Here is a 10,088-nt window from a genome sequence, read left to right on the forward strand (position 1 = left end):
ACAATTTTGTTGATTGATCCATAGCTAGAATAATTAACTTTATTAGTATAACCAATAAAGGTTCTTAGAATGAGCTCCATGTGTTCTTCTTTTTCAAGGTCATCTTCCTTCAAAGAAATACAACTTAGAAATTCAGGGAAGTTTTTTAGGTCGTTGAGAATGTCGAAAAATGAAGCGTCGATCATTAAAATTACACAGTTTCTAACTTCTTGTGCCGTTAAGTGTGATCCGCCAGTATTTAGCCTTTGAAATAGTTCATATGGAGCTTCTGTACTACTTTGAGATAAAATGATACTTACGCTTAATTTTGAACGACGGATCAACCGTTGAGTCGACATCGGTAGCGTATCCCATGTTTGACCTTCGAGGGCAGGGATGTAATTGCAAGTGTCTAATACTAGAGGGTCATGCCCTTCTAATACGCCAAAGAGTTGAAAAATTGTAGATAGACGCTGTACACCGTCAACAATGTTCCATGTATGGTCTTCGTTTTGAGCAACAAATAATTCTGGGATAGGTATTCCAATTAAAATTGATTCAATCAATTTAGTTTTCTGATGATCTTCCCAGCGAAACAATCGTTGGTACGCAGGGTCAAGAATCAGGTCTCCATCACGATATAGATTTACGAGCTCACCGATAGACATAGAATAACCATCTGTTCTAACAGTGTGGGATGCGCTTTCTATTTGCTCTACAATTTTATCTTGGATTTCTGTTGCCATCGTTTTTCCATTTAAATATTTGATAATGAAACACTAAATAGATCTAGGTGTATATATTACTAGAAATTATACCATCGTTACTTTTATCACTAACGTAACTCTTCCCATAACCTTTACTTTTAGAGTCGCTCCGTTAGAGTTGGTCGCTAGCATCTTGCCTGGTAAGCTCTGAATGTCGTTATCTACTAGGCCTGTGTTACTTACTGCTTTGTGAGCGCCTTTATCGACAACAAATGTATATCCATTGTGCTCGATGCCCATCATATACAAACCACGCTTAGATTGACTTAAAAGCTCGTTTCAAAGCCTATGAAATGTTTAATGACATATAGAATATCATTATGATCTCATATCAAGTAGCTCTAAATCTGTATTTTATGACTTACAACAGTTACTTACGGATTTTAGGCCAATTATGAATGCGTTAGTTTGGGTTGTTGAATAGAGATAGAAGTTATTGAACAAGGAGGGAGGGGACTTTGACTTATAGGCACTCTAGGGAAAAGCGGCTCAGTAGGTTACTACTGAGCCCTATTATCAGACTTTACTTCTTTTACTTCGCATAATTCGAAGGAAACAGTGCTCGTTTCGCTTCTTCATCACGTTCGGTTTTAAATTCGATGTCTTTGCCTGTTTCGCGGGCGCGCAGTGCAGCAGGGCGAGTGTTGATTGCGTTAAACCAACGCTTCAAGTTCGGGTAAGGTTCTAGGCCTTCTTCACCAAGCACGAAAGGTGCTTTATCAATCCAACCCCATGCAGCGACATCGACAATGGTGTACTCATTTCCGACGATAAATTCACGACCTTCCATATGCTTCTCTAACACTTCGTAGTGACGTTGTGCTTCACGTAGGTAACGGTTCACAGCGTAGTCTAGGCCTGCTGGTGCCGCATGACGGAAGTGTACTGATTGGCCTGAGTATGGACCAAGGCCGCTCGCGATAAACATCATCCAAGAGAGCAGTTCAGCTCTGTCTTCTGGTTGTCCACCAAGCTTGCCTGTCTTCTCTGATAGGTATAGAAGGATGGCGTTAGAATCGAACACGCGTTGTCCTTCGTCTTCAATCGCTGGCGTTTTACCGTTCGGGTTAATCAAACGATATTCCGGCGTGTGTTGTTCGCCTTTTAAGGTATCAACAGGAACGAGTTCAAAATCTAGGCCTGTCTCTTCCAGAAACAGAGCGATCTTCATTGGGTTGGGTGTTTGGTGAAAATAGAACTTAAGCATGGGGTAACTCCTTGTATTGGTCATTCATTAAAGCACCACTTGAACGGTCGTTCAATAATTGATTTTGAATTGTTTGAAAATCTGTTGATCCGTATCCCAAGTCTATGTGTTTAAAACCTCGTTATTTGAGCGAGGGGTAAAATCTCGCGATTCAGTATGTTGAATCTTAAGTCGTTGAAAAAATGAGCTTAAAGTTGCTTCTTTGATACGTTGTTTTATGCGGAGATCGGATTGTTATGGGTGGTTTGTGGCGGGATAGGACGTATGAAATCCGCAGTCAGATATTCCAACAAAAACGTTGAGCACTGGTTCAAATCAGAATTATCTCGATACACAGGCTTATTGGTAAGTTCAAAATCGTGATCTGCTGCCACAGCTTATGCAACAAATGAATATAAACGTTAGAGATTCAGGTGTGCTTCACGGTTTTTTAATCTTAGAGACTTACATTGGTGAGCAAATCTGATGTGAACACTTAACGACACAGGATCTTTCCATGAAAAAGAACATTATCGCCCTCGCTCTTGGTGGCATGCTCGCTTTTGGCGCAACTCCATTTTCTTTTGCTGCTAACGATGGCGCAGTACAGGCTTCTGCGGATTACTCGCAGTTGGTGACTAAGCGACAAGTTGTCGACCAATTACTTCTTGATGCGTTGCAGGCGTTTAAGTCTCCGGCAAGAATTTCTCACGCGGGCTTCACGGCTAAAATGCCAAGCAACATGGAAATTGTGACCAACCGATTGTTAGAAGCGTACCAGTTAGAACCTTACCGTACCGATTTGCTTATCTCGGCTGCGAACGCTCAGATCTACAACAAGAATGCAGAGCGCGCTATTGAGTTGTTTGAACAAGCACTGACGGTTGCACCAGACGATGTTGACCTTCATGCTTACCTTGCGGTTTGGCAGCGATTTGAAGGCAATGAAAGTGAATCTAACAAGCATATGGAGAAACTGGAAAGCCTGAACAAAGGCAAAGCAGAAGACATCAAACGTATTTTTGCGACGGTCGACCGCGTGTTAGAAGCACCGTTGAAAGAGTCTGCGGATAAAGGCTTGCTCGATGATCATGGCGCGATCGTTACATTGGGTTACGCGCTTAATCCAGACGGCTCAATGCATCAGATCTTGATTGAGCGTCTTGAAACGACATTAGCAATGGCTAAAGCTAACCCAGACGCGATGATCGTCTTAACCGGCGGCGTGCCGAAGAACCATAAGACTGAAGGTAAGTTAATGGCCGATTGGCTTATCGAGAAAGGGGTAAGCAAAGATCGCATCATCGAAGAGAACTACGCGACCAGCACGGTAGGTAATGCCTTGTTCAGTAGCTATGCGCTTGCTCGTCATGATATTAAACACGCGACCATTATTAGCTCGGCAAGCCATGTTCGTCGTGGTCAAACTCTGTTTGAAATTGCTAGCTGGCAAACTGGCCCTCAGGGCATTACCTTCGATACGGTTTCTTACCCAGATAAGCCGCTAGAAGATCTTAAGAAAGCGAGCAGTGGTGAGCTTCTAGGCATCTACCGTGACGCACTGAGAACGTATGGTATGTGGAGCTACCGTTCTTACCCATTAGAGTCTCGTTAAGCCCAAGCATTATTTGCGTTTGGGAAAAGCACAGATCTCGTTCAACCATAGCTTCACTTGCTAGTACAATCGAGCACAGCTAGATGGTATGCTGTGCTCCTACTTAATTTAGTGTTTCAAAGGCAAAAAAATGAACCCGATTTTAGCAATGTTGAAAGAGAACAATATTAGCGACGAGCAGATCAGCGAGCTATTCAAAACGTTGACCGAGAACCCTCTTGCAGCAATGGCGACAATCAGCCAACTTGGTTTACCACAAGATAAGCTTCAAATGCTGATGGGTCAGGTAATGCAAAACCCTGCGCTAATCAAAGAAGCAGTTGAAGAGCTTGGCCTAGATTTTTCTAAGGTTGAAGCCGCTAAAGAGCAACTTCAAAAATAAGTGAGTTTGAATGAGCTGATATCGTCTTAGCTTAATCAAAATTCAATGAAAAGGTCGTTTAAGTTCAGCAACAGGCTGTCTTAACGGCCTTTTTTGATCTTGGTGGCGATTATTCACTTTGATCAAGTTGCTTTCAATCCCTGACTCCCATTTTCTACTCAACGACTATTTCAACACAATTGACAGCACCTTTGCCAAATATGTGTTGCTACTGACAATTTACTTACTAGACTTAATTAACCTATGTGCGACTTGATATGTGCACCTTGATGAACAGTTTTTTTTGGATGAGGAATGCCCTGAATAGTAGGGATATAAACATCAAACAATAGCGCTGTTTATTTATGGGTCACAACAAGAAAAAGAATAAGAGGGCACTCGAATAAGCCCTTTATTGAGCAGTGATTTTATAGGAAATGAGTTATGAAATATTTAAAGGAAACGGCTTTAGCGAGCCTTGTGTTGGCAGGGCTTGTTGGTTGTGGCGGAGACTCAGGATCATCAAGCAGTACGACACCCATTACCTTAAGCGTGAGTGATGCGCCCATTGATGATGTTAAAGACGTCACCGTGACATTCAGTAAGGTCGCTTTACTTCCTCAAGGGGGAGGATCGCCACTGATATATGATGTGTATAAAACGGACGAAAACGGCGACTACGTTGATGAAAATGGCGATCCATTGCCAGATGGTGAGGATCCGATTCCATCAAGTGTGAATTTGTTGGATTACCAAGGCAGCGATGCGCTCCCTTTGATTGAAAATGAGGTCATTCCGGTAGGCAGCTATAAGTTGTGTGTGTTTGCGAATGATGGCGATCACCCAACAGATCCATCTTACGTGGTAGAAAATGATGATACGAATCGTGAGTTAACGGTGAAAGGTGAAGGCGCGTGCCCGCAAGGCGTGGGTAAAGAAGATAACGCTGGCGTGCTTTACTTCAACAACTCATTTAATGTGAATCAACAAAGTAATGATTTTGTTGTCGAGTTCGATCTACGACGCGGCCTAAAGAACAGTTCGACTTTCCCTGATTACACCATTCAAAGAACGTCTGTAAGCCTTATCAATACGGTTGAGACAGGAAACATTGAAGGTACTGTTGCCACCACAACTTTCGAAGCTTGTAATCCTACAAATGATAATACTTATGTTCAGTCGGTTTATTTGTATGAAGGTGACATCGCTAAAGCTGACATGGCTCCGATTGGCGGCAGTGATGAAGTGAAACCGATCACTTCAGCATCAGTGACAATAAACCAAGCACAGACTAACTATGAGTTCTCTCTGGGCTTCATTGATCCAGGTACTTACTCATTGGGTTATACCTGTACTGCGCAACACGACAGTGATGAAGACAATGCTGATCCGGTTACTGATGGTTTTGAAATATATGAAGCTCAAAATGGCGTGCAAGTAACCGTTGGTCAAGACATCCAAGTGTCATTTTAGATTGCTGATTTGATTTACCATGCTAATAAATACGGCCTCCAATTTTGGGGCCGTTTTTGAATCTGCTAGTGATAATTCTAGGGTAAATCTTATAATTGAATAAAATCAGTATCTCAGTTGTGAGAGTGCTGTTACTATCGCTATCAATAGTCGGGGGGCATATACCTTATTTGGTGTTTGCTGAGATCGTTAATCGAGACCCGTTGAACCTGATTCAGTTAACACTGGCGTAGGGAACTATAAGCACTCGATCTGCGTCTGCACCCATGAAAACTTTCATGTGTTTATTGCGACTTCTCCTTCGATCGGTGTTCGTTCTCCTACGTCTTGTAAGATAGTAGGAGCGACAATGACACACAGTTCTAATTCAAAAGATTTAACGCTAAAAGCCTCAGTTTCACAGCACTCTGCTGATGGTTCGATTCGAACAAACACTCCGATTGTATTGACGATCGCTGGTTCTGACAGTGGTGGCGGCGCAGGTATCCAAGCTGATATTAAAGCTATGTCTGCGACCGGTAGTTTCGCTTGTTCGGTAATTACCGCTATCACTTCCCAGAACACGCAAGGCGTTTCCGCCATTTTTCCTATTCCACTCGACCATGTCGCTAGTCAGTTAGATGCAGTGTTTACTGATCTCAATATCGTGGCAGTAAAAGTCGGCATGTTGGCTGATTCGCAAATCATCAAAGTCGTTGCAGACAAAATTAAGCAGTACCAACCTAAACACTTAGTGATTGACCCTGTGATGGTCGCGACAAGTGGTGACCTTCTCTTAGAAAACTCTGCTATTACGACGCTAAAGCAGGAACTGATTCCGCTGGCAGACATCATTACCCCTAACTTGCCAGAAGGCGCGGCGTTAACAGGCAAAGCTGTCCCTGAAAGCGAAGCCGAAATGCAGGGCATGATTGAAGACTTACGCGCACTGGGCGCGAAAGCCGTTCTTCTCAAAGGCGGCCACTTAGAGAAGGATGAGAACAGTAACGACTTACTGATTCTACCAACCGCATCTGCTCTGATTAGCGCTAAACGTTTTCCTACCAAAAACACTCATGGCACGGGTTGTACGCTCTCTTCTGCGATTGCTTCTTTCTTAGCGCAAGGCAACACGCTCTCAGACGCTGTTGACCTAGGAAAACAATACATTTCTCGCGCGATTGCTCACGCTGATGAGTTACAAGTCGGCCAAGGTCATGGGCCTGTAAATCACTTCTTCGTTGGACACGGTAATGTCCGTTAATACGGTTGGTGTTCAACTCAGCAATGCCTCCTTGCGTTATAACGACAGTGAGCACGCGACCTTGTCTAGGTTGTCGCTTAGCTTAAACGCAGGTAAGTGGACGGTATTGTTGGGTCGAAGTGGCTGCGGGAAAACCACGGTATTGCGTTATCTGGCAGGCTTGTTGGACGACAAGGTGGAGTGGCAGGGCACATTGGCAACGTCTGATGAATTGCCTTTAACGGATCGCATCGCATACATGGCACAGCAAGACTTGTTACTGCCATGGTTGTCGGTTATCGACAATGTTTGCCTAAGTCATCGCTTTCAAAATCCAGCTTCTGATAAAGCACAGCAAACCAATCAAGCACTCGAGTTGTTAGCTGCGGTTGGTTTGGCTAGTCACGCGTCTACTATGCCAGATCAATTGTCTGGCGGTATGCGTCAGCGTGTTGCTTTGGCTCGCACCTTAATGCAAGACAAACCAGTGGTGTTGATGGACGAACCTTTCTCTGCGCTGGATGCGGTAACAAGACACAAGTTACAGAGCTTAGCGTGTGAACTGTTAAGAGATAAAACCGTTGTGTTGATCACCCATGATCCACAAGAAGCGGTGCGTTTGGCGGATAACTTGTATGTGTTACAAGGCACGCCTGCAAGCGCTCACTCTTTATCTGTGCCTCTCACGTCAACACCAAGAGTGTTAGACGGTGAATGTGCTGAGTTACAACAAGCGATCTTGGATCAGTTGGAGCGTGATTATGAATGATCTAACGCGAAGCGAAGCTGTGGCTCGTTCAACCAACGCGCAGGTTAGCACAGCACATCCTCGTCAGATGAATCCCGTTATGCGTTTGCTGATCAGCAGTGCTGTGATTCTAGGTTTATGGCAAATGGTGGTGGTTATCTTCGAGATGCCAAGCTTCATTCTGCCAGCGCCGGCAGAAGTCTTTTTAAAACTTATTGAACGTTACGATGTGTTACTCAAACACACTTGGGTGACTGCGCAGGAGATCTTACTTGGTCTATTGCTCGGTTTGTCTATGGGGCTGTTTTTTGCCTTGCAGATGTTGATGTTTGACCCCCTGAAGCGTTGGCTGTTGCCGATCTTAATTGCTAGCCAAGCGATTCCTGTTTTTGCGATTGCGCCAATGTTAATGCTATGGCTTGGCTATGGCATTGCATCAAAAGTCGTTATGGCGGCGATCATTATCTTCTTCCCTGTAACCACTTGTTGTTACGACGGCCTGCGTAATACACCGACAGGTTACCTTGATCTTGCCAAGACCATGGGTGCATCGAAATGGCAATTGCTCCGCTATATCCAACTTCCTGCAGCATTGCCAACATTGGCGTCTGGTATTCGTGTTGCGGTGGTGATAGCCCCAATAGGCGCAGTCGTCGGTGAGTGGGTAGGCTCCAGTGAAGGTTTAGGTTACTTAATGCTACAAGCCAATGCGCGCATGATCATTGATGAGATGTTTGCGGCCTTGTTTATCTTGGCGGTGCTGTCTATCTCGCTCTATTTCATCACAGACAAGTTACTCAAAAAAGCCATCCCTTGGGAGAACCAGTGATGGCTTGCTCAATAACACTTTGTTTAATAAGGCTTCGCTCAACGCTATTTATCTAAACAAACCTCATTAAAAATTAGCTCTATAAACACAATAATAATATTCAAAAGGAAAGGTTAACTATGAAAAATACCAAATTGATAGGTGCAGTGGCACTGCTTGCTTCGCTAGTTTCAGGTCATGCTCTAGCGGACTCTGAACAAAAGAAACTGACGCTGATGTTGGATTGGTTTGTGAACCCGAACCATGGCCCGATTGTGATCGCTCAAGAGCGTGGCTACTTTGCTGACCAAGGCCTAGAGGTTGAAATTCAAGAGCCAGCAGACCCAAGCACACCAGCAAAATTGGTCGCGGCAGGTAAGGTCGATTTAGCGGTAACTTACCAACCAAGTTTAACCATGGATGTGGCAGCGGGTCTTCCTTTAGTTCGTGCATCAACCCTTATCGCGACGCCACTAAATACACTAATGGTATTGGATAACGGCAAGAACGATTCGCTAGCGGATCTGAAAGGCAAGAAGATCGGTATTGCGATCGCAGGAAACGAAGAAGCGACTATTGGCACTATGCTAGCGCAAGAAAATGTTGCGTTTACAGACGTGCAAACCATCAATGTCGGTTGGGCACTGTCGTCTTCATTGGCATCAGGGAAGGTAGATGCAATCTGGGGTGGCTTACGTAACTTCGAGACCAACCAGTTAGCTCTTGAAGGCTTTAAAGCAAAAGCATTCTTCCCAGAAGAGCACGGTGTTCCTGCTTACGATGAGCTTATCTTTGTTGCGAACGCAAAGCAGCATGATGATGAAGCGATCAAAGCGTTCAACAAAGCATTGGAACAAGCAACCACTTACATTGTGAATCACCCACAAGAGTCATGGAGCGAGTTTGTTGCGTATTCACCTGATACGCTGAACAACGAGCTTAACCAACGTGCATGGAACGACACGCTGACTCGTTTTGCACTTCGCCCTTCAGCGGTTGACCTGAAACGTTACGACGATTACGCACAGTTCATGTTCGACAAAGGCATTATCAAATCACTACCAAAAGCCGCTGACTACGTACCGACTTTTGACTAAGGAATCTCATGAAATACCAAGACTTAATCCAAGCCTGTCAACAAGATTGGCAAGATTACACCGAGCATGATTTTGTTAAAACGCTGGCGAACGGCACTCTTGCTCAGCCGTGTTTTCTGCATTACTTGAAGCAAGATTTTCTGTTTTTGAAGCAGTATGCTCGCGCTTATGCATTGGCAATTTACAAGGCTAAAACCTTGGCTGATATGCGTCGTGCACTGCCAAGTGTTCATGCTCTATTAGATTCTGAAATTTCACACCACGTGACTTACTGTGGTCAGTGGGGTTTAACTGAATCTGACTTGGAAAGCGAACCAGAAGATTTCGGCACAGTTGCTTACACGCGCTACGTTCTAGATGCGGGTATGACAGGTGATCTTGTCGATCTTTATGCGGCACTGGCTCCGTGTTCCATTGGTTACGCTGTGATTGGTAAAGCGCTGTTAGAAAGCAGTGAAACCGTTTTGGAAGGCAACCCATACGCAAGCTGGCTGCAACTGTACGGTGGAGAAGAGTTCCAGTCTGGCGTGGCAACGGGCGCAGAGTATTTCAATCAGTTACTGGCTGAAATTGATATTAACAGCGAGCGCGGCCAGAACATCGTTCATATCTTTAAAACCGCAACGCGTATGGAAGTGGCTTTTTGGCAGCAAGGCTTGAATGCACTTAATGACTCAACCGCAGCTTAAAATCGACTTTCACGAATAAGGATTAATCCATGCTAACTGAACAAATCATCCAATCGCTGCGCGCAGTACGAGAGCAAAAACCGTTGGTTGTGAACATCACCAATTACGTCGTGATGAACAACACGGCCAATGCGTTATTGGCG

12 protein-coding genes and 1 riboswitch are annotated in these 10,088 nt (G+C 44.4%); of the genes, 9 read left to right on the forward strand and 3 right to left on the reverse strand.

Annotated elements, in window-relative coordinates:
* The 3 genes from A142_RS10505 to A142_RS10515 form a co-directional block, all read right to left on the reverse strand.
* Positions 1 to 725, reverse strand: a 725-nt coding sequence (locus tag A142_RS10505) for a DUF262 domain-containing protein (RefSeq protein WP_019820851.1), incomplete at its 3' end; no start/stop codon positions are given.
* 66 nt (positions 726 to 791) lie between these two features.
* Positions 792 to 989 (reverse strand): hypothetical protein, encoded by a 198-nt coding sequence (locus A142_RS10510; protein WP_019820853.1) that lies wholly within the window; start codon positions 987 to 989, stop codon positions 792 to 794.
* A 289-nt stretch (positions 990 to 1,278) separates the two neighbouring features.
* Positions 1,279 to 1,953 (reverse strand): glutathione S-transferase family protein, encoded by a 675-nt coding sequence (locus A142_RS10515; protein WP_019820854.1) that lies wholly within the window; start codon positions 1,951 to 1,953, stop codon positions 1,279 to 1,281.
* A 496-nt stretch (positions 1,954 to 2,449) separates the two neighbouring features.
* Between A142_RS10515 and A142_RS10520 the strand changes: the two genes are divergently transcribed.
* From A142_RS10520 to A142_RS24735, 9 genes are all read left to right on the forward strand, one after another.
* Positions 2,450 to 3,547, forward strand: a complete 1,098-nt coding sequence (locus A142_RS10520; protein ID WP_019820856.1) for a YdcF family protein — start codon at positions 2,450 to 2,452, stop codon at positions 3,545 to 3,547.
* Between the two features lie 130 nt (positions 3,548 to 3,677).
* On the forward strand, positions 3,678 to 3,929 hold the full coding sequence (locus A142_RS10525) for a DUF2999 family protein (protein WP_004731647.1): 252 nt from the start codon (positions 3,678 to 3,680) through the stop codon (positions 3,927 to 3,929).
* A gap of 423 nt (positions 3,930 to 4,352) precedes the next feature.
* Positions 4,353 to 5,381, forward strand: a complete 1,029-nt coding sequence (locus A142_RS10530; protein WP_019820858.1) for a DUF4382 domain-containing protein — start codon at positions 4,353 to 4,355, stop codon at positions 5,379 to 5,381.
* 141 nt (positions 5,382 to 5,522) lie between these two features.
* Positions 5,523 to 5,634, forward strand: a riboswitch (TPP riboswitch).
* Positions 5,635 to 5,730: 96 nt separating this feature from the next.
* Positions 5,731 to 6,624 (forward strand): bifunctional hydroxymethylpyrimidine kinase/phosphomethylpyrimidine kinase, encoded by an 894-nt coding sequence (thiD, locus tag A142_RS10535; RefSeq protein ID WP_019820860.1) that lies wholly within the window; start codon positions 5,731 to 5,733, stop codon positions 6,622 to 6,624.
* The gene (locus A142_RS10540; protein ID WP_019820861.1) at positions 6,614 to 7,372 is read left to right on the forward strand and encodes an ABC transporter ATP-binding protein; all 759 of its coding nucleotides are present in this window, start codon (positions 6,614 to 6,616) and stop codon (positions 7,370 to 7,372) included. Before thiD ends, A142_RS10540 begins: the two co-directional genes overlap by 11 nt.
* Entirely contained in the window at positions 7,365 to 8,180 is an 816-nt protein-coding gene (locus A142_RS10545) for an ABC transporter permease (RefSeq protein ID WP_019820863.1), read from the forward strand. The genes A142_RS10540 and A142_RS10545 overlap by 8 nt, the downstream gene beginning before the upstream one ends.
* Before the next feature lie 119 nt (positions 8,181 to 8,299).
* On the forward strand, positions 8,300 to 9,256 hold the full coding sequence (locus tag A142_RS10550) for an ABC transporter substrate-binding protein (RefSeq protein WP_017086372.1): 957 nt from the start codon (positions 8,300 to 8,302) through the stop codon (positions 9,254 to 9,256).
* A gap of 8 nt (positions 9,257 to 9,264) precedes the next feature.
* Positions 9,265 to 9,945, forward strand: coding sequence for a thiaminase II (gene tenA, locus A142_RS10555; protein WP_019820866.1), 681 nt, complete (start codon positions 9,265 to 9,267; stop codon positions 9,943 to 9,945).
* Between the two features lie 29 nt (positions 9,946 to 9,974).
* On the forward strand, positions 9,975 to 10,088 hold a 114-nt coding region (locus tag A142_RS24735; protein WP_198928598.1), incomplete at its 3' end, for a hydroxyethylthiazole kinase.

Source organism: Vibrio splendidus 12E03, from assembly GCF_000272105.2.
GTDB lineage: Bacteria > Pseudomonadota > Gammaproteobacteria > Enterobacterales > Vibrionaceae > Vibrio > Vibrio splendidus_I.